This window comes from Aeromonas sp. 9A (assembly GCF_963900955.1).
GTDB lineage: Bacteria > Pseudomonadota > Gammaproteobacteria > Enterobacterales > Aeromonadaceae > Aeromonas > Aeromonas salmonicida.
The window spans coordinates 2,559,822-2,583,748 of sequence record NZ_CAWRFG010000001.1; the positions used below are offsets into that span (position 1 = coordinate 2,559,822).

General features: G+C 51.3%; 17 protein-coding genes. 14 read left to right on the forward strand and 3 right to left on the reverse strand.

Translation table 11 applies throughout. The annotated features are described in order from the left end of the window. The first annotated feature begins 110 nt into the window (after positions 1-110). The 5 genes from cmoM (at position 111) to AACX78_RS11980 (ending at position 8,234) form a co-directional block, all read left to right on the forward strand. Positions 111-887 carry a tRNA uridine 5-oxyacetic acid(34) methyltransferase CmoM gene (gene cmoM, locus AACX78_RS11960; protein WP_058394419.1) on the forward strand — a complete coding sequence of 259 codons (777 nt, stop codon included), beginning with the start codon at positions 111-113 and terminating at the stop codon, positions 885-887. A 193-nt stretch (positions 888-1,080) separates the two neighbouring features. After that, positions 1,081-2,415, forward strand: coding sequence for a chromosome partition protein MukF (mukF, locus tag AACX78_RS11965; protein WP_005311139.1), 1,335 nt, complete (start codon positions 1,081-1,083; stop codon positions 2,413-2,415). Beyond that, positions 2,396-3,133, forward strand: a complete 738-nt coding sequence (gene mukE, locus AACX78_RS11970) for a chromosome partition protein MukE (protein WP_005311141.1) — start codon at positions 2,396-2,398, stop codon at positions 3,131-3,133. Before mukF ends, mukE begins: the two co-directional genes overlap by 20 nt. A gap of 45 nt (positions 3,134-3,178) precedes the next feature. Continuing rightward, on the forward strand, positions 3,179-7,606 hold the full coding sequence (gene mukB / locus AACX78_RS11975) for a chromosome partition protein MukB (protein ID WP_159166324.1): 4,428 nt from the start codon (positions 3,179-3,181) through the stop codon (positions 7,604-7,606). A 241-nt stretch (positions 7,607-7,847) separates the two neighbouring features. After that, positions 7,848-8,234 (forward strand): septal ring lytic transglycosylase RlpA family protein, encoded by a 387-nt coding sequence (locus AACX78_RS11980; protein ID WP_201302945.1) that lies wholly within the window; start codon positions 7,848-7,850, stop codon positions 8,232-8,234. Positions 8,235-8,686: 452 nt separating this feature from the next. Here AACX78_RS11980 and AACX78_RS11985 read toward each other — a convergent pair whose 3' ends face one another. Beyond that, positions 8,687-9,286: a thiol:disulfide interchange protein DsbA/DsbL gene (locus AACX78_RS11985; RefSeq protein WP_159166325.1), complete on the reverse strand. Its 600-nt coding sequence runs from the start codon at positions 9,284-9,286 to the stop codon at positions 8,687-8,689. 415 nt (positions 9,287-9,701) lie between these two features. On the opposite strand from AACX78_RS11985, the gene AACX78_RS11990 reads away from it, so the two are divergent. The 8 genes from AACX78_RS11990 to AACX78_RS12025 all read left to right on the forward strand — a co-directional run bounded on the left by AACX78_RS11990 (position 9,702) and on the right by AACX78_RS12025 (position 20,859). Continuing rightward, the gene (locus tag AACX78_RS11990; RefSeq protein ID WP_159166326.1) at positions 9,702-10,277 is read left to right on the forward strand and encodes a fimbrial protein; all 576 of its coding nucleotides are present in this window, start codon (positions 9,702-9,704) and stop codon (positions 10,275-10,277) included. A gap of 62 nt (positions 10,278-10,339) precedes the next feature. Beyond that, complete coding sequence (locus tag AACX78_RS11995) at positions 10,340-10,936, forward strand: hypothetical protein (protein WP_159166327.1); 597 nt, start codon at positions 10,340-10,342, stop codon at positions 10,934-10,936. 68 nt (positions 10,937-11,004) lie between these two features. Beyond that, positions 11,005-11,712: a fimbrial biogenesis chaperone gene (locus AACX78_RS12000; protein WP_159166328.1), complete on the forward strand. Its 708-nt coding sequence runs from the start codon at positions 11,005-11,007 to the stop codon at positions 11,710-11,712. Between the two features lie 61 nt (positions 11,713-11,773). Further along, a complete protein-coding gene (locus AACX78_RS12005; protein ID WP_159166329.1) occupies positions 11,774-14,260 on the forward strand; it encodes a fimbria/pilus outer membrane usher protein in 2,487 nt (828 codons plus the stop codon). 4 nt (positions 14,261-14,264) lie between these two features. Then, positions 14,265-15,281: a fimbrial protein gene (locus AACX78_RS12010; RefSeq protein WP_159166330.1), complete on the forward strand. Its 1,017-nt coding sequence runs from the start codon at positions 14,265-14,267 to the stop codon at positions 15,279-15,281. Positions 15,282-15,955: 674 nt separating this feature from the next. Next, on the forward strand, positions 15,956-16,597 hold the full coding sequence (locus AACX78_RS12015) for a response regulator transcription factor (protein ID WP_159166331.1): 642 nt from the start codon (positions 15,956-15,958) through the stop codon (positions 16,595-16,597). A gap of 85 nt (positions 16,598-16,682) precedes the next feature. Next, entirely contained in the window at positions 16,683-20,228 is a 3,546-nt protein-coding gene (locus AACX78_RS12020; protein WP_159166332.1) for an ATP-binding protein, read from the forward strand. Next, positions 20,218-20,859 carry a hypothetical protein gene (locus tag AACX78_RS12025; protein ID WP_159166333.1) on the forward strand — a complete coding sequence of 214 codons (642 nt, stop codon included), beginning with the start codon at positions 20,218-20,220 and terminating at the stop codon, positions 20,857-20,859. The genes AACX78_RS12020 and AACX78_RS12025 overlap by 11 nt, the downstream gene beginning before the upstream one ends. Positions 20,860-20,883: 24 nt before the next feature. Here AACX78_RS12025 and AACX78_RS12030 read toward each other — a convergent pair whose 3' ends face one another. Further along, complete coding sequence (locus AACX78_RS12030; protein ID WP_021139308.1) at positions 20,884-21,099, reverse strand: hypothetical protein; 216 nt, start codon at positions 21,097-21,099, stop codon at positions 20,884-20,886. A gap of 275 nt (positions 21,100-21,374) precedes the next feature. Between AACX78_RS12030 and AACX78_RS12035 the strand changes: the two genes are divergently transcribed. After that, the gene (locus tag AACX78_RS12035) at positions 21,375-22,280 is read left to right on the forward strand and encodes a PhzF family phenazine biosynthesis protein (RefSeq protein WP_159166334.1); all 906 of its coding nucleotides are present in this window, start codon (positions 21,375-21,377) and stop codon (positions 22,278-22,280) included. A 62-nt stretch (positions 22,281-22,342) separates the two neighbouring features. Here AACX78_RS12035 and AACX78_RS12040 read toward each other — a convergent pair whose 3' ends face one another. Continuing rightward, the gene (locus AACX78_RS12040) at positions 22,343-23,650 is read right to left on the reverse strand and encodes a lipase family alpha/beta hydrolase (RefSeq protein WP_159166335.1); all 1,308 of its coding nucleotides are present in this window, start codon (positions 23,648-23,650) and stop codon (positions 22,343-22,345) included. Positions 23,651-23,927: the final 277 nt, after the last annotated feature.

Here is a 23,927-nt window from a genome sequence, read left to right on the forward strand (position 1 = left end):
GAGCTCAAACACTGGGATGTCGTCCTTGAGTTTTCAGCAAATTCGGGATGTGACAGAATACCCCTCTTTTTTCGTCAGGCCCAATGCTGCGGCCAAAAGTTGAGTGAGTCTTGAAGCAAGATCAGAGTTTTGACGGGCGTGCCGACAAGTTTGCTCGCAACATTTATGACTCCACCAAGGGGCGTATTCGCACCACTGTGGTCTGGAGCGACATTGAAGCCTGCCTGGCTCGCCTTGGCAACCGGCCCCTGCGCATCCTGGATGCGGGGGGCGGATTTGGCTATTTTGCCCAGAAGCTGGCGGCCATGGGTCATCAGGTGGAGCTGTGCGATCTCTCCGCCGAAATGCTTGAACTTGCACGGGTCCAGATCGCTGAAAAGGGGCTGGAAGACAGAATTCGTCTCATCCATTGCCCCATTCAGGATCTCAAGGCCCACGTGACCGGCACCTTTGATCTGGTGCTCTGCCACGCCGTGCTGGAGTGGCTCGCCGAGCCGCGTCAGACCCTGCTCGGTCTGTTCCCTTTCGTCAATGCAGGGGGCATACTGTCGCTGCTTTTTTACAACCGTCATGGTCTGTTGTTTCAGAGTCTGGTGGTGGGCAATTTCGATTATGTGCGCCTTGGCCTGCGCAAGAAGCGCCAGACCGCCCTGACCCCCACCAATCCGCAGTTGCCTGAGCAGGTCTACGACTGGATTGGGCGAGGGGGCCTCAAGATCATCGGCAAGACGGGGGTGCGGGTCATTCACGACTACATGCGCCACAAGCAGGATCAGGTCGAGAAGTTCGATGATCTGCTGGCCATGGAGCAGCAATATTGTCGCCAGGAGCCGTTTATCTCCCTGGGTCGCTATATCCATGTGATGGCGCAAAAGCCAGTCAGCTGATGGGTCGGAGAGTGGGTCGACTGGGGGATAATCACTTCGGTGCTCTTTGCCGTCCCTGGGTCAATGCATCCATGTGATGGCGCAGAAACCGTCAAGCTGACAAGCAGTCTGTCTGGCAGCCTTGTAATAACAACGAGATGGTCAGTTTTATATGATGAGACCGTCCCACGGATAACAACGAGATGACAACGTCATGATGAGTACATCCCGTACCCTGCCCGAGCGTTCTGTGCCGGAGATAGTAGGGTGGGTCAGGCAGGAGGGGTTGGCGCTGAGCCTGCCTACCGACCGGCTGGCCTTTCTGATTGCAATCAAGACCCTGTCCGAAGATGAATCGGACCTGTCGGAAGCGGCGCTGCACGATGCCTTTGGCTATGTCAGCAACGCCTTTGGCCAGATGGACGAGACCCTCACCGGTCGTGCCAACAACGCCATCAACGATCTCATTCGCCAGCAACTGCTGTCGCGCTTCAACACCGACATGGTGGCGGGGGAGAGTCTCTATCGCCTGTCGCGGCTGGGGATGGGAATCGTCGACTTCTTTATGGATCAGCGTCAGGTTGACTCCATCAAGCTCTCCATCCTGCTCGAACACCTGGCGGCCGAGCTCGATACCGCCCGCAAGGCGGCGCTTGAGACCAACACCCGCGAGCAGTGGGATGCCGAAGTGTTGCCACGGCTCACTTTCTCGCTGGAAGAGACCCTTGGGCGCATCGATCTGACCCAGCGCGCCATGGATGAGCAGCAGAATCAGGTCAAGAGCGAGATAGCGGCCCTGCTGACCCAGAACTGGGTCGATGCCATTCACAGCTGTGAAAAGCTGCTGCACGAGACAGGCCAGACCCTGCGCGAGCTGCAAGATACCCTGGACGCTGCCGGCCACCGCCTGCAGGCGGGGCTGCTCAATATTCAGGAAGCGGCCCAGGGGCGCGACGATCTGTTTCACGTCGAGGAGCTGACCCATGCCTTGCAGGGACGGCTTGATGTGATCACCAGCTGGGGCCAGCAGTGCATCGAGCTATGGTCCCGTTACGATCGCCACGTCCACAAATTTATCCGCAACGCCATCGACATGGACAAGAACCGCGCCTTCAGCCAGCGGTTGCGCGACTCCATTCGCAATTTCGAGCAGCACAACTGGCAGCTGCGCATCGCCGAGGAGCCCCGTCTGCTGGAGCTGCGGGATGAAACCATTGCCATCCACGACGAGGAGGTGACCGGCGAGGTTCCCCTCGAGATGGAGTACATGGAGATGGTGGACATCAATCAGGCGCTGGCGGAGCGCATCGAGCGCTACCTCGCCCGCTATCCCGAGCAGGGCCATCAGCTGGATGTGGCCGATGTGCTGCGGGAATACCTGCTGGATTACCCGGCTCACGCCCATTTCGATGTGGCGCGTCTTCTGATCGACCAGGCCGTGCGCCTGGGCCATGCCAGCGGTGAGCGCGAGCTGCACCGCCAACCCGCATGGAAACCCATTAACCAAGCTGGATCCAAGGTTCAGGCCTATGTCATTGATCAATACTGAGTTTCCCTTGCCGCTGCGGCTCGCAGAGGCGATTGCCAACCCCTTGTTTCCGCGCATCGACACCGCCTTGCGCTCCGGCCGTCACATCAGTGCCGACGATTTCGAACAGCACTCGGCGCTGGTGGAGTACCACAACGAGCTGGAGATCTTCTACGGCCGCTATCAGGTGGAGCTGATCAAGGCGCCGGAAGGCTTCTTCTACCTGCGCCCGCGCCCCAGCGCCGACATCGGCACGACCGTGCTCTCCGAGCTCGATATGCTGGTGGGCAAGGTGCTCTGCTACCTGTTCTTGAGCCCGGACCGCCTCGCCTCGGAAGGGGTGTTCGCCATGGGCGAGCTGCAAGAAGAGGTGCTGAGCCTGGCCGATGAGAAGCAGCTGCTGCGGATGGTCAACAGCCGCTCCGGCGGCACCGATCTCGACAAGAAGAAGCTCTTGGAGAAAATCCGCACCTCCATGCGGCGATTGCGTCGCCTTGGCATGATCACTGCCCTTGGCAACAGCGACAAATTCCGGGTCAACGAATCCGTGTTCCGCTTTGCCGCCGACGTGCGCTCCGATGAAGATCCCCGCGCCGTTCAGCTGCGGATGATCCAGGAGGGGGAGGCCATCTTCCACGATGACGAGATGCCGAGCAGCGATTCGCTGTTTGAAGATATTGAAGCGGATCTTGATGAAGAACAGCTTGAACTGGAGGTCGAAGATGATCTGCAGCGTTAAATACAAGGCCCTGATGGAGCCCTTTGCTTTGATGGAGAGTGTGTCGTGAGAGGCAAATTCAAATCCCTGACCATGGTCAACTGGAACGGCTTCTTCGCCCGCACCTTCGATCTCGACCAACTGGTCACCACCCTCTCTGGCGGCAACGGGGCGGGCAAGTCCACCACAATGGCGGCCTTTATCGCGGCACTGATCCCCGATCAATCCCTGCTCCATTTCCGCAACACCACGGAAGCGGGCTCATCCAGTGCTTCCCGTGACAAGGGGCTCTACGGCAAGCTGCAGCGCGGCCACTGCTATTCGGTACTCGAGGTGATGAACAGCCGCGAACAGCGGATCTGGGTCGGCGTCCATTTGGAGCAGGTGGCCAACCGTGACAACAAGGTCAACATCACCCCGTTCGCGCTGGTGGATGTGCCCGAGCAACTGCAACCCACCGATCTGCTGCTGGAAAAGCTCGACGACGGCAAGGGCCGGGTGCGCGCCTTTACCGATCTGAAAGGGGCTGCGGCGGAGCTGGGGGCCATGAAGGTCGCCAAGTTCAATACGGTGACCGACTATCACAACTTCATGTTCGAGTTCGGCATCACGCCGAAGAAGTTGCGCGACCAGAAGGATCGCGGCAAGTTCTACCGCCTGATCGAAGCCTCCCTCTACGGCGGCATCTCCTCGTCCATCAGCCGTTCCTTGCGTGAATACCTGCTGCCGGAGAACTCCGGTGTGCGCAAGGCATTCCAGGACATGGAGGCGGCCATCTACGAGAACCGCCGCACCCTGGAAGCAATCAAAGAGACGCAAGGCCAGCGGGATCTGTTCAAGAATCTCATTACCGAGACCACCCACTATGTGGCGGCGGACTATGTGCGCAACGCCGCCGAAAAGAACCGTCTCTCCGAGCTGGCCCTCAAGGCGCGGCAGGAGCTGGCGGGCAAACGCCGCTTGCTGGCTGAAGAGAAACAGCGCGCCATCTATCTGGCTGACGAGGTGGATCAGCTCACCAACCGTGAGAAATTGCTGACCGACGAGCTGGAATCCGCCGCCGAGCATCTGGCCAAGGTAATGGCCGCCGTTGCTTTGCAAAAGAAGATAGAGATGTATCGCGCCGATCTGGCGGAGCTCGTCGACAAGCTGGAGCAGCAGCAAGCCGTGGTGGAAGAGATCCATTGCCAGTTGCTGGAAGTAGAAGAGCGCAAGGAACTGGCGCAGGCAGAGGTAGACAGCCTCAAGACCCAGCTGGCCGACTACCAGCAGGCGCTGGACATTCAGCAGACCCGCGCCATCCAGTACCGTCAGGCGGTGCAGGCGCTGGAAAATGCCCGCGCGCAGTGTGAACTGCCGGGGCTGACCGCTGAACAGGCGAGCGACACCCTGCATCAGTTTCGTGCCGCCGAGCAGAGTCTTACCAGCCGCGTATTGGGCGCCGAGCAGCAGCTGGCGCTGGCCAAGGCGGCGGTGGCCGAGCACGAAGCGGCGTTGGCGCTGCTTTTGAGCATCGCACCCGAAACAGTGCGCGAGGCCGCCTGGCCTACGGCGCAGGCGCTGCTCAAGCGTCACATCGAAGACAAGGCCCGCATCGCGCAGGGGCAGGGGCTGCGCGCCGCCCTGGCTCGCCTCGAGAAAGAGAGCGAAAGTCAGCAGGCGCTGTTCAAACTGCGCGACGAGTTACAGCAGGCTTCCGGCCAGCTGATCGCGAGCCAAGACGAGCTGGAGATCTTCCTCGAAGCCCAGCGTACTCGTCAGGAAGAGCTGAGTGATCAGCAGGCGGAAGTCAACCAGCGACGTGCCAGCCTGGAGCATCAAGGTGCCCAGCTGGGCCGTGATATCAGCGAGCTGACCAAGCTGGCCCCGCGCTGGCTCAAATCCTTTGAAAAGCTTGAGCAGTTGCGCGAGCAGAGCGGATTGCCGCTCGCCACCGCCGAAGCGCTCTCTGCCGGCATGCAGACCGTGCTCGACAAGGAGCGGGAGTTCGAGCAGGAGAGCAATCGCATCGCGGCGCAGAAACAGGCGCTGGAGCTGCAAATTCGCAACCTGCAACTGGGGGCCGGCGAGGCGGATCCGCGCCTTGCCCGCATTGCCGAGCAGGTGGGGGGCGTGCTGCTCTCCGATGTTTATGACGACATCTCCATCGATGATGCCCCTTACTACTCCGCTCTCTATGGCCCGGCCCGCAGCGCCCTGGTGGTACTCGACCTTGAGGGCGCTATCGAGCGGCTGAAAAAGCTGGAAGATTGCCCGGAAGATATCTACCTCATTCAGGGCAACCCCGACTCTTTTGACGAGGATCTGGTGGAAGCGGACGAGCTGGGGGACGCCGTGCTGGTGCGCACCAGCAAGCGTCAGGTGCGCTTCTCCCGCTATCCCGAGCTGCCGCTGTTCGGCCGCGCTGCCCGGGAAAAACGCATCGAGCAGCTCGATCTCGAGCGGGAAAACCTGATTGAAGGCTACGCCAAGGCCGCCTTCGAGCAGCAGAAGTATCACCGCCTCTACGGCCACTTCCGTGACTTTATCGGCCAGCATCTGGATATCGCTTTCCGTCCCGACCCTGAAGCCGAAGTGCAGGCCAAGCAGGCCGAGCAGCGCAAGCTGCAGGGAACCATAGCCGAGTGCGACAAGCAGCTGAGCGAGGCCAAAGCGGCCGCCGCCCAGCTGACTCGCCATATCCAGCTGGTGCAGGGGATGTTGCCCTTTGCCCACCTGTTTGCCGAGGCAGATCTGGCGGCCCGTCTCGAGGCGGCTCACGCCGATGTGGAAGCGCTGAAACAGGCCGAAGCCTTTATCGCCAAACACGGCAAGGCGCTCGAGAAGCTCGAAACCCAGGTGCAGGTGCTGCGCCAGGATCCGCAGGATCTTGCTGCCCTGCAGGCTGCATATGATGAGGTGAGCGACCTGCTGGCCGAGCAGAAGCGCCGTTGCTATGCGCTTGATCAGCTGGTGGCCCGTCTGCCGCACTTTGCCTATCAGGACGCACAAGACCTTCTTGGCAAAGCCTCCGAGATGAGCGAGCGGCTCAAAGAGAAGCTCAAGGCTGCCGAGCTGGCGGCCCGCACCGCAGGTGAGCAGCACAAGCAGATTGCCCAGCGTCACACAGAAGCGCTGCAACTGCGCACCGCGCTCGATTCCAGCGCCTCGGCCAAGCGCCAGACCCTGAACGAGTTCGAGCAGGAGCTGGCGGCTATGGGGCTGACGCTGTCGGAGGACATGGAAGAGAAGTCCCGCGCTCACAAGAAAGAGATCGAAGAGCTGCTCATCCGCACCCGTTCCCGTCGCACCAGTGCCGAGGCCCAGTTGCAGGTGACCAAGCGCGAGATTGAATCTTTGGGCGGTCGCCTCAAGCTGGAGGGCAAAGATTACTTCACGGCTCGTAAATCTCTGGTGGGTCACAAGGCGAGCTGGTCGCGGGTGGTGCGTCTGGCACGGGACACCGACGTCGAGAAGCGCCTCAACAAGCGCGAACTGGCTTACTTGGACAGCGACGAGCTGCGTTCCATGTCTGACAAGGCCCTCGGTGCCCTGCGGGTTGCCGTGGCCCATGACGAGGCCTTGCGCGATGCGCTGCGCCTGTCGGAGGGCAATCGCAGCACCGAGCAGAAGGTCGCCTTCTACGTGCAGGTCTACCGTTACCTCAAAGATCGCATCCGCAACGACATCATCCGCTCAGATGATCCGGTGGAGGCGATCGAAGAGATGGAGATCGAGCTGGCGCGCCTCGCCGATGAGCTCAAGCAGCGGGAAACCCATCTGTCCCTCTCCTCCCACGAGGTGGCGGCCAAGATCACTAACATCATCCGCCGCGAGCAGAACCGCATCCGGGTGCTCAACCAGGGCTTGCAGAACATCGCCTTCGGTCTGGTGCGCGGGGTGCGCCTCAACGTCAATATCCGCGAGGCCCATACCCGCCTTCTCACTGCGCTGGCTGATCAAACCGCCATGCACAACGATCTGTTCGCCGACAAGGAGCTCAGCTTCTCCGAGGCGATGGCCAAGCTGTTCCAGCGTCTCAACCCGCAAACCGAGCAGGGGGATCGCAGCTATCAGGTAATGGGCGACGTGCTGCTCGACTATCGCAACTATCTGGAGCTGGAGATAGAGGTACAGCGCGGGGCCGATGGCTGGCTGCGGGCCGAGAGCGGCGCCCTCTCCACCGGCGAGGCGATCGGTACCGGTCAGGCCATCCTCTTGATGGTGCTGATCAGCTGGGAGGAGGAGTCCCGCCGCCTGCGCGGCAAGGATATCGCCCCCTGCCGCCTCTTGTTCCTCGACGAAGCGGCCCGTCTGGATGGCAAGTCCATCGCCACCTTGTTCGAGCTGTGCGAGCGACAGGATATGCAGCTGCTTATCGCGGCGCCCGAGAACATCAGCCCCGAGAAGGGCACCACCTACAAGCTCATCCGCAAGGTACAGGGCAAGCACGAACATGTGCATGTGGTGGGGCTGCGCGGCTTTGGCTTTAGCGACGACAAGCTCATCGCCTGACCTGCGTCTGGCTCATCCCGACATGGGATGACGGGTAAATAAATGAACGGGAGGCTTGGCCTCCCGTTTTAGTTGCAAAATAGGACAAAGTAGCCGCGTTGCCCTCGGGGGTGGAACCGCGAGGCAGTTTATGAACCTTTTACTGGCCATCCTGATCTGGCCGTTTTACGTGACGACAACAAGACCGGCCATACCGGCAAGGGGATCAAGGATAAAGCGCATGGCGGATATGAAGGGAAAGATGCAATACATACAAAAAGGCCTGTTGTTATCTCTTTGCATGTTGCTGGCAGCCTGTAGCAGCCGATACGACGACAGCCACGGCGGCAGTTGGCGCGGTTATACCGAAACCGGGCTCGCCTCTTATTACGCTGACCGCTATCACAATAAAAAGACCGCCAGCGGCGAGCCTTATCGCACTCACCTCAATACGGCTGCCCATATGACGTTACCCTTTGGCTCTCTGGTCAGGGTCACCAATATTGCCAACGGCAAGAGCGTCGTGGTCAAGGTCAATGACCGCGGTGCTTTTAAACGCGGGCGGATCATCGATCTCTCCAGGTCTGCCTTCAGCACCATTGGCAACATAAGGTCCGGCCTTATCAGGGTCAAGGTCGAGGTGTTGTAGCGGGCAAGAGGCGCTGAGTTGGACATGCATTGGTTGCAAGGCAGGCAGCGGCTTGGATCATCAGTTGCAAAGCAGTTTCGCGGCCGATGCCGCCTGTCTTGAAATCCACCGATATCATCGAATGCCCAGATGACGACCTGGCCCTGATCTGCTTTGTATAAAAACGGTTCGCACTATCAGAAACGGAATAAATCATAACTGGCGGCGTCCACATCACCACAATGATGGGATACCGCCAGCAAGAGCCGAGGTTCGGCCTAACCATGAGTCCGGATTTAGTTTTACCACTACAAACCGCATCTATTTAGGAAACAAGGCTACTAGTATTAGGCGTGGGTTGCAGATTACCTGGCAACGAATATTTTCCAAACCAAGCAGATAAAATAAATACAGAACAGGACCTTGTAAGGCGTTTTAAGCGTGGTTGCCACTTAAGACCCTGTATATGGATCTTATTTTAGCAGCAGGAATGCCACTAACTGATTGAACTGCTCCTGTGAACGAACGGACTCAAGCTTAATAACGTACTTACCATTTATTAGGAAAGTCGGCGCAGCACGAATGTTGTATTTTTCAGTGTTGTGATCAAACTGGGACACCATACCGATGGCAGCAAAGCTATCAACAATGCCATCAAATTTGTCAGCCGGAACACCACTCTCTACGAATATTTGTCTCACATCAGCACGACTTTTGGGATACTGGCGTTGTTGCATTTTGTGAAAAATTGCCACGGTTATTTTCTCTTCCACATTAAGCAGGTTAGCTACCGCATAAGCTCGCTGCATTTGCGGACCCATGTCTCGGCCTAAAAAGGCCACATGATTTTTCTTTAGCTGTACACCTTCAGGTAGCGTTTTCTTCAAATCTTCGAGAATGGGTTCAAAATTTGCACAACTTGGACAGAAGTAGGAGAAAAACTCCAGTACTTCCGGTTGAGCACTGCCGGTATTGGAGAGTGTCTCATAGTTGATACCCTCCTTAAATTGTGGCGAGGCATAAGACATGGGGAGTATTAACATGGTGGCGAAGAATAATATGATTTTTTTCATGTTTTTTCCTTATGGGGATCCTTTGTGGGGTATGCCCGGTGAAATGAAGGTGGGCGAGTTTATAGTTTTATTGGCGTAAACTCAATAACAAAAAATGATGAAAGTGTGGCTGAACTTCTCGAAATAAATACATTCAGTAGCTTCAATATCTAATAGATAGATGACATCTAACCCCATTCATGTCGCAAGGTGGCTGCTGTTCTGTATAGGCGAGAAGTGCTGGGGTAATGGGATAGAGGAATGGGTTAACAATTAAATTAATCGATTTAAATTAATCTATGAGAGATTTGTAGGTTTTTTCCTACCTTTATTGTGGTGATTGGATGATGGTGTGTAAGGGGGGCGGGATGTATTATTTCCGCCGTCAGACAAACTGACATTTGTGTTCAACATGGTTCATTAGAGAAACATTACAATGAAAAAAAATATTCTTGCATTAACTGCCTTGATGGCCCTTTGCGCTACCGCTCACGCTGAATTGAAAGACTCTGAAAATACACTCCATATCAATGGCAAAGTGGTGCTGAGTGGGTGTGCCTTCGAGGACGGCACAGTAGAAGGTAAAACTGTTAATCTGTCGCTGGGAGAGATAAGTCTTGCCAGTGTCCAGAAGGCTCCGACCGATGTCTTCGCTACTGTTGGTGGCGATAGCAGTACTGCGCTGGTCTGCCCGCCGGGTATTACCACTGTCAAGATGGCGTTCACGCCAGCTGCTGATTCCTACAAAGGCGATGTATTGCTGAACATCAAAGAAGCTGCCGAAGGTGGTGCTGCCGGTGTTGGTTTTAAGGTAAAGGCTGCGCTGGGCACTGATTTGAGCGGTGCTGACTGGATCGATTTTTCCAACACAGAGAGCAAACAGGTTGCTGTTAGCGAAAATGGCAAAGTCGATATGATTTTTGGTGCCAACTATGCCCTGAGTGACGAGATCTCCAATAGCAAGCCGGGTGATGTAGAAGCCAATCTGCCATTTGTATTGAGTTATATGTAACTATATTTATCATATAAAATAATACAGCCCTCACATATATTATGTGGGGGCTTGGAGTAAATATGAGAATCCATAATAAATTTGCAACCTTTACTTTTATCATCATTTCACCAATGGCTTTTGCAAATGACACAGGGACTGTGGATATTACGGTTTCAGGTATGGTTGAAGCTGAAACTTGTAAGTTAATAGAATCTGAAATTCCAGAGTTACATGTTGACATAGGAACTTTTCCTTTAAAGAAAATTCAGGATATGCGTGACGGTAAATCCGTTTATGGTACACTTTCACCCAGGAAAAAAATATCTTTTATATGTGATGGTACAGGGAGTGGAGTAAACTTTTCACTTAATTCTAACGCTGGTTTTTGCAAGACGGTATCGGGAGGGGGTAATGTTACATTTTTATGTAACGAAGATCCTGATGGTGCTAGTGTTGGCATCGGTTACGACTTCTCATGGAAGAATGAAAAGGGGGTTAATGATAATGCTACTATTTATGGAAGTTATAAGTTAGGCAGTGTCCACTCAGGGTTAATAGAGGATGGTAAGTTTGATTTGACGCTGAGGACCATATTTTACGCCCCCTATGAAAGTGCTCCACAGGTGAAGCCTGGCAAGATACAGAATCATCTTTCTGTTACCGTTTGGAATCCATAGTTTATCATTTTTATTCTGAGGCCTCATTATTTTTTAGATAAATACATAAATATATTAAAGGTTTTTATATGTGGAAGACGTTAATAAGGTGTTTGTTTATTGTCATTTTGACAGTTAATGGCACTACAGCTATGGCATCAATTCAACTAAGCAGTACTCGGCTGATTTTCGAAGAGGGAACCCGTGAGGTTTCTGTCACCGTTCGCAATAAAGGCGATGTGCGTTTGGTACAAAGTTGGCTAGACAAGCATCAGCCAACAGATCCTGTGCCGCCTTTTGCGGTGACGCCGCCACTTGCCAAATTGGAACGTGATAGTCAGCAATTGTTACGGGTCCACTATGCCGGCAGCGGCTTGCCAGCTGATCGCGAATCCATGTACTGGTTGGCGGTGCAGGAGATCCCGCAAAAAGCCGAGGGGCAGAATGTGATCCAGTTGGCCGTGCAACAACGGATCAAGGTGTTCTATCGCCCTGCGGGCTTGGCTGGCAAGGCAATGGAGGCACCTAAAGCCCTGACGTTCTCGTTAAAAGATAGCAAGCTGACCATCAACAATCCGACCCCTTATTTCATCAATGTGTCTTCCGTCGCACAGGGCGAGCATGACCTTGGTGGCGATACGATAGCCCCCTTTGGCGCTCTGGTGTTGCCTGCCAGTGACTTGGCTTCCAACGCTGCGTTGTCACTGACGATAGTCAACGACTTCGGGGCGCATATGCCATGGCAAGTTCAATTGAATCAAGGCATAGGACAAGGGTTGACCCTGGTCTCTCCTTAATAAAGAAAGAAACTCTGATCCAGTAGTAATGCCGGTCATCAGAACCCATATGAAGGTGTATATGCAGTCTCTTTACATATCGGGGCCAGTGATCATGCTTTCGCTGTTCTCTGGTGGGGGCGTGTTGGCTGCCTCAGGCATGCCAGTGAACGACAAACTGACATTTAATGCCGGCTTTATGCAGGGGTTGAAGATCGATCTCGACAAGTTTCTTGCCCAAGGTGCCATCCTGCCGGGTAGTTATCGGGTTGATCTGTTTCTGAACCAGCAACTTGTTGCTCGAGAACTGGTCACATTTATTCAGGAAGGCGTCAAGGTTTCCCCCTGCTTGTCTTCCGATTTATTGCAGCGTATCGGCGTTGATATGCCGACATTAGCCAAGACACTGGGCGTACCTAACGAGGCTTGGCCAACCTGTATCGATCCAAGAAACATTGAGTATGGTAACTGGCAGTATGATGGAAGCAACCAGCGGCTGGATATCAGTTTGCCGCTGGAACTGGTGCCCAAGATGGCACGAGATGAAGTCTCTCCTGCATTGTGGGACCAGGGGATTATGGCGGCCTTTATTAACTACCGCCTGAACAGTCATTGGAATCAACGTAGTGGCCAAGGTATTACCGAGCGCCATGATGGCAGCTTCACCTCCGGGCTTAATGTAGGTCCTTGGCGGCTGCGCAATCATGGATCAGCCAGCTATAGTGAGGGTCAGGTGACGTGGCGTAGCGAGCAGAGTTATGCCGAGCGTGATATCACCCGCTGGAGTAGTCAGTTGGCTTTGGGTGAAGTCTATGCCAAATCACAATTGCTCAGTGCGCCGCGCTTGCGTGGTCTCACACTGGGTACCGATGAGCAGATGCTGCCTGCGCACATGCGTGGCTATTCCCCCGTGATAAGTGGTGTTGCACAAACCAATGCGACTGTGGAAATTCGTCAGGGAGGAGAGGTGTTACTGCGCACTGCTGTACCACCTGGCCCTTTTACGTTGCGGGATATTCCGACGCGAGGCAGCAATGGTGAATTGGAAATCACCATCATTGAAGCGGATGGCAGTCAACGGACTCAAACTCAAGGTTTCGGGATGGACGCCATCATGGTACCCAAGGGGGCAACACGTTATCGCTTTAATCTGGGTGAGCTTGATGATAGTGAATTGTTGGGGGATCGCTGGTTTGGTAGTGGTGAAGTTATTCATGGCTTGACCTCTAACGTTACCCTTGGGGGAGGCGTACAGGGCAAAAAAGATTATTTTGCCCTCAATATGGCGGTCGGGTTGGGGACATCGTTTGGTGCCATGTCTTTTGATGTCACTCACTCAGATAGTCTTGCCCGTCATGGTGAACATGTGCGAGGCCAGAGCTATAGAGCTCGTTTCTCACGCCAGTTTATGGAGACGGGAACGACAGTAGGAGTGACGGCAATGCGTTACTCTGATAAAAGCTATCGCACTTTGAACGATCATATAGCGGATAGTAAAGAACAGGCACGAGAACAGTCTTCCCGCAGCAAGGCTCAATTGTCTGCTGCCATCAGCCAGTCATTACCGGATCGCTATGGTAGCCTGAATCTATCCTTTAATTATGACGAGTTTTGGGGAACGGAAAAAAGCCGAACCAGTCTGTCAGCTGGCTATAGTAATAGCTGGCAGCGTTTGAACTATAACGTCAATGTAGAGAAAAGCAGAGCAGCTAATGGTGGTGACGACACTCGCTTGTGGGTTAATTTTTCTATGCCATTACAGTGGGGGGAGGCTCGTAACTGGCTCTCAATAGGCTCCAGCCATACACACGACAGTAGCTACAGTAATATTGGGGTAGGTGGCTCATATGAACAATTCAGTTATGGTTTACGCGCCAATACAGACCATGCTGATAATCAAAGCTGGTCCGCTAGCGGCAGTGGCCGTGGCAGATACGGTGATGGCTCCCTTGGTTACAGCCAAGGCAAAAATTATCGTGCACTTCATGCCAGTTGGAATGGCTCGCTCGTGGTACATGAGGGGGGCATCAACTTGGCTCCCGGTTTTATGGATGGTTTTATCTTGGCTGAAGTCGAGGACTCCGAAGGAGTCGGTTTTACCGGGCAGAATGCCAAAACGGGTAATAACGGTTATGCCGTATTAAGTACCTTCACCCCCTATAAGCGAAATTGGGTCAAGATAGATAGTAATACCTTGCCTGATGATGTCGAAATCGATGGGAATGATAGTCAGGTAGTGCCACGTAAGGGTGCAATAACCAAAGTGGCATTTCCTGCCAGGCAAGTCATTAGAGCCCAGTTTGAACTACGTAGTGCGAGCGGAAAAGTACTTCCATTTGGCACTCAGCTTGAAAGTAAAGATGGTGAGTTATTGGCGATGTCAGACCCGCATGGTAGAGCGCTGGCGTTATTGAATAAGCCTACTGGGTCGCTTGTTATCAAAGGAGACAAGATGCAATGTGTTGTACCTTATAGTCTTCCGAGTGCACTGACCGCAGGACAAAGCTATCATCAGGCAGTGTTACAGTGCAGTAACAGTGATGATGTAAATACAGACCAAAATAGGTAGCTAGATGATGCTAACCAAGCATGAGTTAATATGGGTGTTTCTGTTTATTGCGGCTTTTGCTTTGCCATGGCAAGCTCGCGCTGAGTGTAGGGTGATAAGTGGTCCAGCAATGAGTTTAAACTACGATTATCAACGTGATCGTTCGCTAGGCAGCCCGGATCCGATAGCAACAGTTCAGTTCGAGACAATTCTGAGCTGTGATGATGTGTCAGAGGGAGAGCAGTTGCCGCTACTCGTTATGAGCCACACAGGATCTGGTTATTCGACACAATCGACCCCTAATATAGGGATGGTGAACTTGCTGAAGGGTATGCAGGATTCTGTTGGCTTCGTATGGCGCAATAGTGTGGATGGCAATCAAAAGCGTATGTCTTATAGTCACTCTAAAAATATGGAACGTTCTTTAACTAAGTCTGGAAATACAATAAGAGTACATGACGATTTTTATTTTTATTACATTACGGGGATGCTGCAACCTGGTCGTGATATTTCACCTTCGCCTATCAATGTAAGCTATAAAAATAAAAATGGATCTTATCCTCTATATTCATTAGAGTTTCCATCTATCCCTTTGTTTGCTCGCTCGTGTATGCTCAACACTGCACGTATGGCAATTGATTATGAGACCATACATGCGGACGATCTTAGAAGCCCAGATAAGGAGCCATTACCTCAGTTAGTGCGCAGTCAAGACCTTGAGTTGGTTTGTGACCTTGGCACAAATGTGGGATTTCGCGTAACCCCGGCAAAACAACAGATGAATAACATCATGCTTATGTCTGATACCCTTGATAGCTCAGCCAAGGGAGTGGGTGTTAAAATGCGTTATAAAAATATGGCGCGTAGTCAACATGAAGTCCGTTTTGGGGAAACGCTATATTGGGGAAGAACACCTGAGACAGGAGCTGTTTCATCACAAAAAATAAACATCCCACTTGAATTCTATCTGGTGAAAACGGCGCGGGAAGTTAATCCAGGGGAATTTGAGGCGACAGCAACACTTGAAATGCGATATGAGTAATGGTAACTCCGGCATCAAAGTTTTAGTGGGTATTGATATATACCATAGAATGGATCTTCTAAATTACTCTAGGAACTGATTACTTGAGTTATATAGTTGAGATTATCAGATGAGTAAATCGACATGGGGAGTCAGTAACTGTACGTAATATACAGCGGGTCCGTGAATCAATATATTAAGTGCAATACATTATCTCGCTGTTAGTAAATACTAAATTTACCTGCCATTGTAGTCTGGGGAAGTTGCTGCCTGATAGCTGGTTAGGGGAGCAACGCCAAGCATCACAACACATGGTCTCTTTCTCTGCGAAAGGTGACCGTGTGACTCCGCGTTGTACAGAATTGATGATAATGTGTGCCAGCATTCCCCCTCAAATGCCTGTTGCTTATTGAAATAAAAGACTCATATGATTTTGGATGAATCGCTTGGGTTTTTTATATCAATAAACCCAACCATGTTGGCTATGTGTGCCAATAAAATGCCTTTTAACCCTATTTTATGTATTGTTATTGCGCATCTGGCGCGGTAGCCTGTGTGGCCTTTTTCAGCCATCCGTCAGTGTTCATTCTCTGCATACGATCGAAATGGAGTTTGACACATCGGCATCAATGAATACTTTCACTATATGACTGTTGGATGGCTGTAGAGAAGAGCCACAGATAATGAGGTGTAATATGAACGAGAATTTCCGTTGCTTGGTCGTTGATGATCATCCTGCCATCCGCTTTGCTCTAACCGATACATTGCGTCGTGCAGGGGCGGAGGTAGTGGCCGAGACCGGCTGTGGCCAAGAGGCGCTGCGACTAATCCGTTCTTTGAGCTTGGATATTGTTCTGCTCGACCTGGATATTCCGGGGATGGATGGTCTGACGTTGTTGGAGCAAATCCGTCCATATAAGTACCCATGCAAGGTGATCGTACTCTCAGGCTCTGATAGCCAGTACCTTGCGGCGAGAGTACGAGCTGCTGGCGGCTGTGGGTATATTCATAAGTCTGAGTCGCTGGAGTTACTCCCCATGGTGATAAAGCTCGTTCAATCGGGCTATCCCTATTTCACTGAGGCTGCGATTAGCCTTTGTGATGGTAATGCTTGCGACCTCGATACATTGAGCTCCCTTTCAGTAAGAGAGTTTTCTGTTTTTCAAGCTTTGGCTAAAGGTGATAGTAATTGTAAAATATCTGCAGACCTCAACCTAAGCCCAAAAACAATCAGTACATATAAGAAGCGAATTTTTGAAAAGCTACAGATAAGTAATATTGCTGAATTGATTGAAATAGCTAGAGCTAAAGTAAACAAGACCAATGATGACGCTTAAATAGCGTTATGATGCAATAGCCATAGCGGTGTCAATTTCTGAGTTCATTTATTGTATCTTGATAAGAATATAAAATGGAGGGAGGATGAAAAAATACAAATATATCACCATCTTGTTATGTATGCTTTCCACATTTTATGTCAATGCGGAGATATTGGCATTGAGTCAAAGAACCATTTCAGAAACAAATGAACCTGGCTTTGAACTTGATTATATAAAGAATTTTAAAAAAAACCTTTCCCAACGTGAGTTAGCTTGGTTAGCGCAGCGTGAGAGCATAGTTGTCGGTATTGTCAAACCTTTCACCCCTCCTTTTGAAGTGATTACATCAGATAACAAATTGGAAGGTATAAGCGCGGATATATTAAGTGTCCTTGCAAAGTTAACCGGAAAAAATGTAACCATTAAAATATTTGAGTCGCAGCAACAAGCGTTATCAGCGATTGAAAATAGAAGTTTTGATATCCTTAATATTTCATCATTATTACCTGATGCTAGCACTAAAACAGTTGGACTGTTCAGTTCAAATGTCATGTTGGATAATTGTGCGTATCTTGCAAGCATAAAGTCTATTAGTGCCAATATTAACGAGCCAAAAATAGCTTATGAGTCAGGTGGAATGGATGTTGATTCATTAGCTTCTGCATATCCAAAGGCAGTGTTGATACCATTCGAAAATATTACTGATGCTTATGATGCTGTTGTTTTTGGCAAGGCTGATGCAGTTGTTGGTAGTATCAGCTCACTTACATATCTCAATAAAAGCCGCCTCAATGGCCTCCCTGTAAAGGAGCGCACTAAAATAAGTTGTGCACCGCTTCAGTTTTTTATAGCAGGTCACAATCCACCATTGAAAAAAATCATTGACAGGCTAATATCTGAAATGCAAAAAAGCTCTCTCATGGGCTTGACTGCACTGAGGTGGCGTGGTGGGAGCTATAAAGTTTCTGACAAATTATTAAAGAAATTAAGCCCAGTAGCTGATGCATGGTTAACTAGTGAGCCGGTTGTTCGTGTTGGTTTGATACCGAATGATTTTCCATATTCATTTATTGATCCAACAAGGCAGTGGCAGGGCATCATTATAGATGTGCTGAATAATGTGAGATATGCAAGTGGCTTGTCATTTGATTTCATATCATATGACAGCTATGAAGCGCTAGATAAAGCAATGTCGTCAAGTCATATAGATATGATAGGTAATACCCTGTCAGATATACATTCAGCTGACACTCTGCACTCTATTTACTACAATAAAGATGATTTCTTGGTGTTGCTTTCAACTGTAGGTGAAATAAAAAAAACAAACAGAGTGGTTATATCTAAAAAATATTTAGAGATACTGAATTCATGGTCAGGCATTCAATATGAAAATGTTGATGTGCTTAATAATGACAGGGAGGTAATGCAATACTTTGAGGGTGGATATAGTGATTTTGCGATTGTGCCTCAGTATTTGTCTGACTATTATATTTCTTTGAGTCAACGACCATATAAAGTAATTGAGCGAGTGGGGCCACCGACTCTGCAGCGCGCTTTTTCTATGAAAGAAAATGACAAACCGCTGTTGGAAGTCATGAATTCAGCAATGGCCTCTATTTCACCATCAGCATTATCTGATATTGCTTACTTTTGGAGGGTAACTCCGCTTCCAAAGATAGGGTTTTATGCTCAGTATGCAGACAAGATTAAAATGTTAGCAGGCATAGTACTGCCCATTTTATTTGCATATATATTATACTCCTACCGAATACATCATGAACTAAGTACCAGAAAAAAATTGGAAAAAGTGCTGCTAGGTCAACTTGATTTGATGCAAAGTCTGTTGGATGGGTTACCTCATCCAGTGACCTTGATCAATGCTGATGGTACTGTGATATATAGTAATAAAGCGTTTTTAACGGCAGTGGGATATGCAAAAGAGTGTACGAAAGGGGCTAATTTATTCAATTTCTTTAGTGATGATGATGATTTTTTAAATGTAGTAGGTAAAGTTGTCAAGGATATGGAGATTGTGGTAAGAGACAATAAGGTAAATATAACAGGCTCTCTTATCGATATTCAAGAATGGTTTATTCCTTATCATAATATATATGACGACTCTACGGGGGTGCTTTGGGGGTGGTTTGATGTCACTTGGCGCAATGAGATATGCCGGCAACTGGAGATCTCTAAACATGAAGCTGATCTAGCCAATCAAGCCAAGTCTGAATTCATTGCAACCATTAGCCATGAAATACGTACCCCAATAAATATTATCAATGGATTTTTGACGCTGGTGCTTGAGCGTACATCACTGTGTGATATTGACAGAGAAGAGTTGGAATACACAAAATCTGCTGCCGATGGTCTATTATGTCTGGTGGGTGATGTGTTGGATGTAACAAAAATTGAGGCTGGATTATTATCGTTAGAGTTATCGCCAATAAACATTGGCGATCTCGTACGTGACGTTGTTTCCATGTTCTCAACCATGACCAAAGAAAAGGGTTTAAATCTAGTCTTGAAGAGTGAGCTGGATAACAGTCTGATTCAACTTGATCCACTCAGGACCAAACAGATACTGTTTAACTTGATTGGAAATGCAGTTAAGTTTACCCATGAAGGCACTATCATGGTTTCTGCCTGGAAGGCTGGTAATAAAATCAATATAAGTGTTCAGGATTCTGGTATTGGAATTGATAGTGATAAGTTAGCCGATCTATTTAAACCTTTTGTTCAGGTTCATGGTGAATCTAGCTACCAAGGCTCCGGCTTGGGGTTGAATATTACCAAGCGACTTTGTGAATTGATGGGGGGGGATGTTGCTATCTCGAGTGAAATAGGCAAAGGTACCGAGGTTAACATTGTTTTGCCTTATCAGCCCGTTGACATGGCAGCGCTGCCAGTCAAGCACCATGTGCCAGAAAAATCAGGAAGTATCATTTTGCCTGCTGGCGTACAGTTGTTGATTATTGATGATCACCCTGTAAATCTAATTCTACTGCGACGTAGACTGACATCTTTAGGATTTGAGAACATTCATGAGGCCGACAATGGTTGGCAAGCGTTAGAAATTGTAAAATCAGAGAAGATTCATATTATTATAACCGATTGTCAGATGTTGGGCATGGATGGCTTCACTCTGGTTAAAGCGTTGAGACAATACGAGGTTGATTCTGGCTGTACTCGACATATTATTTTGGGTTTGACGGCCTCTGGTATTATTCAGGACAGAGAGAAAGGAATGGCGGCAGGAATGGATGCCTGTATGTTCAAGCCCATAGATAATAACGCGCTATATGGTGAGATAATGGCACACCTTGATCGCCTGGAATTTGCAGAGTTAAAAAGTACGAGTGCCGATAATAATCATCTGCTTAAGAGCGCTTCATTTGTTGAAATGCTGCAAGAGCTAACAGCGGCAGATCTTGTCTTGGCTCGCAACGCTTATGTGGACAATGAAATTGATATGTTTTCTATGTTGATTCATAGAATTAAGGGGGTTTTCTTGATGGTCAGACATGATGAAATAGTTAATTGCTGTAAAGAAATCGAGGATCATCTGATGGACGGCACTCATAAACAGCAGATAATAGACGGTCTGGACCATATTAAAGCATTGATGAAGCATATAGAAAATGAAAGTTAATTATAGTTTTTGGCTTTGTTATATATTTTATTTCATGTCATTTGGTGTTGGTTCAGTACTTGCTAATGATGGCACTTTATCTATTCAAAGCTATGATCAGGAGAATAAACTATTACTACTCAACGTGGTAGCCCCACAGGGGAAAGGTCAACTCTTTTTACAATCAAATGGGCTTTTGACCGAGTTGGATAGATTTACCAAGGTCGGCGATTTTCTTCTGAAAATTTATCTTCCCTGTGATGATACTCATTACGGCGATTCGATATATTATCGGGTTGGTAATACACCTCCGTTGCATGTATCTCTTGATAGCATCAAGTGCTCAAACAATAAAAACTCGTATGTTATGCCGAGAATATTGCATCAACAAGGACAGTGTTTTGTTGACCATAAAGGAACAACCCTATGGCGTGTTGGTACTGTATTAAATGAGATGAATGGATTTACTATTTACCAAAATATGTATGGGGTATATCTAACTAATAAAAGTAGTTTTATTAAAGGGGAACTATCTAAAATGACGTCAGATGTTCTCCGATGTCCATCAGTGGCATTGCTTTCAACTATCGATGCGCAGCATGCAAAGGCGATGTTTCATGAGTACGAAGACTTTCGAAAAAGTAGTCAGTAATAGCATGCCGCTGCTCGTACGTGTCTAGTTATAACCAGGTTCTGGGGGGAGCCTCACCCCCTTATCGAGATAGAGGCTGCTGTAGTGGGCGCGGTGGGTGACAAACATCACCTGATGGCGGCTGCCATCGGAGAGAATAATAAAGTCCCCCGCCTGGGCCGGGCTCTGCAGGCGGATCTCCTGCTCGGGGGCCGTCAACTTGTCGACCTCCTCCTTGAAGGTGAGGGTGTAAGAATACATAGGGTTCTCCACGGCAAGACCTATACAGACACGTATCTCAAGGCTAGTTGCCAGCACCCGGATCCGCGGCGCCCAAGCGACACCTGTCCGCCATTTAATTTAACGGGTAAGCTTGGCGTGTTTCTCTTGTGAATGGGGTCGTTGGTCAGGTTTGCAAGAGGCTCTGTCTTGGGGCTGCGTAAATGGTCAAGCATGGGTGCTGACCTTTCGGCATGAAAGCAGCCAGTATGAAGCCGTCACTATGTAAACAAGCAGCATGAGAACAAGGAGTGATCATGAAGGAGCTAGCCTCCCCGTTGGAGCCCGAGTTGGTGCGTATCGCCGCCTTTTCTGATGGGCTGCAAGGGGGCAACCCTGCCGGTGTCTGGATTGGCGCCAGCTTGCCCGGCGCACACGAGATGCAGCATATTGCCGCCGAAGTGGGATTTTCGGAAACCGCTTTCGCCGCGCCCATGTCAACGCCCTTGCCCCAAGGCGCACAGGCAGTTGAGCCAACCGCCGAGCTGTGGGAATGGCGGGTACGGTATTTTTCTCCCGAGGCCGAGGTGCCATTCTGTGGCCATGCCACCATAGCCCTTGGCGTGGCATTGGCGCGGTGCTTTGGGGAAGGGGAGTATGGATTGCACCTCAATCAGGCGGTGATCAAGGTATCGGGCTGGCTGGATGGGGAAGGGCACTGGCAGGCCGCCCTGCAATCGCCGCCGACTCACAGCAAACCGGCCCCGGCCGAACTGGTGGCCGCCGCACTGGATCTCTTCGGTTACACGCCCGCGGATCTGGATCCCCGTATTCCCCCCGCGCTCATTCATGGCGGCGCCGATCATCTGGTGCTGGCCCTGAACAGCCGTGCCGCCCTTGCGGCCATGGAGTATGAGCTGGAGCAGGGGCGCACCTTGATGCGAAGGGAAGGGCTGGTGACCATACTGTTGGCCCATGCTGCCCGTGAGCAGCTGTTTCACACCCGTAATCCCTTTGCTTATGGCGGCGTCTATGAAGATCCAGCCACCGGCGCGGCGACGGCTGCCTTTGCCGGTTATCTGCGTGATATCCATTGGCCCCATGGCGGCATCATAGACCTCTTTCAGGGAGAGGATATGGGCATGGCGTCACACCTGCACGCCGAGATCCCGGCCGAACCCGGCAGCTCAATCAGGGTCTTCGGCCGTGCCCGCTTGATGTGACCGACACGCAATGGACAATCCGCCAGCTGGCGGATTTTTCATTATGGGGGGCGGATGTCAGCTTATTGAGCAAGGGGAACTGCTTGTGCATTTTCCTCTGACGGGCAGCCATCCCCTGCTTGTTGGTGAAGAGACGTGAGCCAGTGCAGCAGCTGACGAGTTACCTGGGGGCTGCCGAGCAGGGCCATATGGCTGGTGCGATAGGCAATCCAGCAGTGGGATGACGGAAATGCCAGCTGGTGGCGGGCTTCCTTGTGCTGCCCAAGGGCACTGCGCAGGGGGACCAGGCCATCGCCAATCAATCTATCTGCCAACAGATTGCGTTTGGCTGCCGTCGTGGCGGCTATCGCAAAGCAGGCGACGCCTGCTGGCAGGGGCAAAGGCGGGCGCGGATCCGTTGACGCTGTATCGAGGGTATGGTCTTGGTCGTCGAGCAGGGTGCCGTGGCGCAGATCCTTGATACCCGCACTGCGCAGCCGTGCCAGCTTGACAAACGGCTCAGTGTAGGTGGTGGCAGGCAGCAGTTGTTCCAGCCAGTGACCCGCGTGTTCAAGGGGGGCCCCATGATGGGGGGTCCCCAGAAACACCAGGTTTTTCAGGACGTCAGGCCAGCTTGCCTCGCTCTGACTGGCATAGTGACAGGCGCTACGGATAACCAGCCCGCCCATGCTGTAGGCCAGCACGCTTATCTCGCTGATGTGGCCGGGCCAGTGAGTCACCAGCTGCGCCAGCTGGCTCGCCAGTTCCCGCCCGTTTTGCGAAATCGGCAGCCCTGAGTTGTAGCGCAGATAGACGGGTACATAACCCAGGGTGCTGGCCAGTATCTCCCCATGGTTGAGCGTCTGCTCTTTGTCCTTCCCCTTGGTTTGGGTTTGCCACTGCAGATCATTCATGCACAGGCCATGCACCATCAGCAGCACCCGGCTTTGACCCGCAAGTTCAGGGGGCATGGCGTGCCAGTTCAGGGGCGCCCCCTGATAGTGCAGTGTCATGGGGGTGGCGAGGGCATTGTGGCTGGCGACCAGCTTGTCTCCCATCACGCCGTTGAGGGTGGCGAGCAGGGCGGCGCGTTTGGGGGTTTCGGGGATGGCTTCCTGAGCGAGCGGCACTGGCACGCGGGCGAGTACGGCATTGATGCCACTGCCGAGCTGGTCGGCCGCCCTGTGGATCCCCCGGTAGACAAAACCAGTAATGCCCCGGGTTTTCCCCTCACCCTTGCCCTTTATGCCCATGCCACTCAATACCGCCTGGTGGACAGCCTCCGTGATCTGTATGGCGGCGGGCAGAGCTTGTGTGAGCAATCTGGCCAGCTCGCGGATGTCCGACACATGCCAGGATGAAACCGGCTGCTTTTCTGTCGACTGGTTCATGGGGTGCCCTCGGGAATAGGGTGTCAGCAAGGCATGCATCCCCACAGAGGCACGCGTCTGGCCAACACAGACACATCCAGCTTGCCGTGTTTGCCTCGGGTTTGCCAGTTACTCTGTGGTCGGCTCTGGTCAACCTGGCCTGTCTTGCTGTCCCAAGTAGGTGTGCGATACGGCGCCACTACCATTGCTCATGACCATTGCGCATGACCATTGCTCATGTGCGAAACCGATCACGGTAATGGACAGTGAAATCACCTCTAATTTCTCATATGACGCG

What these genes read in the sequence shown, in the direction of transcription:
- AACX78_RS11995 (WP_159166327.1), top strand. Translation starts at nt 10,340, where the DNA reads ATGAGAATCCATAATAAATTTGCAACCTTTACTTTTATCATCATTTCA.
- AACX78_RS12030 (WP_021139308.1), bottom strand. Translation starts at nt 21,099, where the DNA reads ATGTATTCTTACACCCTCACCTTCAAGGAGGAGGTCGACAAGTTGACG.
- AACX78_RS12005 (WP_159166329.1), top strand. Translation starts at nt 11,774, where the DNA reads ATGCAGTCTCTTTACATATCGGGGCCAGTGATCATGCTTTCGCTGTTC.
- mukE (WP_005311141.1), top strand. Translation starts at nt 2,396, where the DNA reads ATGTCATTGATCAATACTGAGTTTCCCTTGCCGCTGCGGCTCGCAGAG.
- AACX78_RS11985 (WP_159166325.1), bottom strand. Translation starts at nt 9,286, where the DNA reads ATGAAAAAAATCATATTATTCTTCGCCACCATGTTAATACTCCCCATG.
- mukF (WP_005311139.1), top strand. Translation starts at nt 1,081, where the DNA reads ATGATGAGTACATCCCGTACCCTGCCCGAGCGTTCTGTGCCGGAGATA.
- AACX78_RS12025 (WP_159166333.1), top strand. Translation starts at nt 20,218, where the DNA reads ATGAAAGTTAATTATAGTTTTTGGCTTTGTTATATATTTTATTTCATG.
- AACX78_RS12000 (WP_159166328.1), top strand. Translation starts at nt 11,005, where the DNA reads ATGTGGAAGACGTTAATAAGGTGTTTGTTTATTGTCATTTTGACAGTT.
- AACX78_RS12035 (WP_159166334.1), top strand. Translation starts at nt 21,375, where the DNA reads ATGAAGGAGCTAGCCTCCCCGTTGGAGCCCGAGTTGGTGCGTATCGCC.
- AACX78_RS12010 (WP_159166330.1), top strand. Translation starts at nt 14,265, where the DNA reads ATGATGCTAACCAAGCATGAGTTAATATGGGTGTTTCTGTTTATTGCG.
- AACX78_RS12015 (WP_159166331.1), top strand. Translation starts at nt 15,956, where the DNA reads ATGAACGAGAATTTCCGTTGCTTGGTCGTTGATGATCATCCTGCCATC.
- AACX78_RS11980 (WP_201302945.1), top strand. Translation starts at nt 7,848, where the DNA reads ATGCAATACATACAAAAAGGCCTGTTGTTATCTCTTTGCATGTTGCTG.
- AACX78_RS12020 (WP_159166332.1), top strand. Translation starts at nt 16,683, where the DNA reads ATGAAAAAATACAAATATATCACCATCTTGTTATGTATGCTTTCCACA.
- AACX78_RS12040 (WP_159166335.1), bottom strand. Translation starts at nt 23,650, where the DNA reads ATGAACCAGTCGACAGAAAAGCAGCCGGTTTCATCCTGGCATGTGTCG.
- AACX78_RS11990 (WP_159166326.1), top strand. Translation starts at nt 9,702, where the DNA reads ATGAAAAAAAATATTCTTGCATTAACTGCCTTGATGGCCCTTTGCGCT.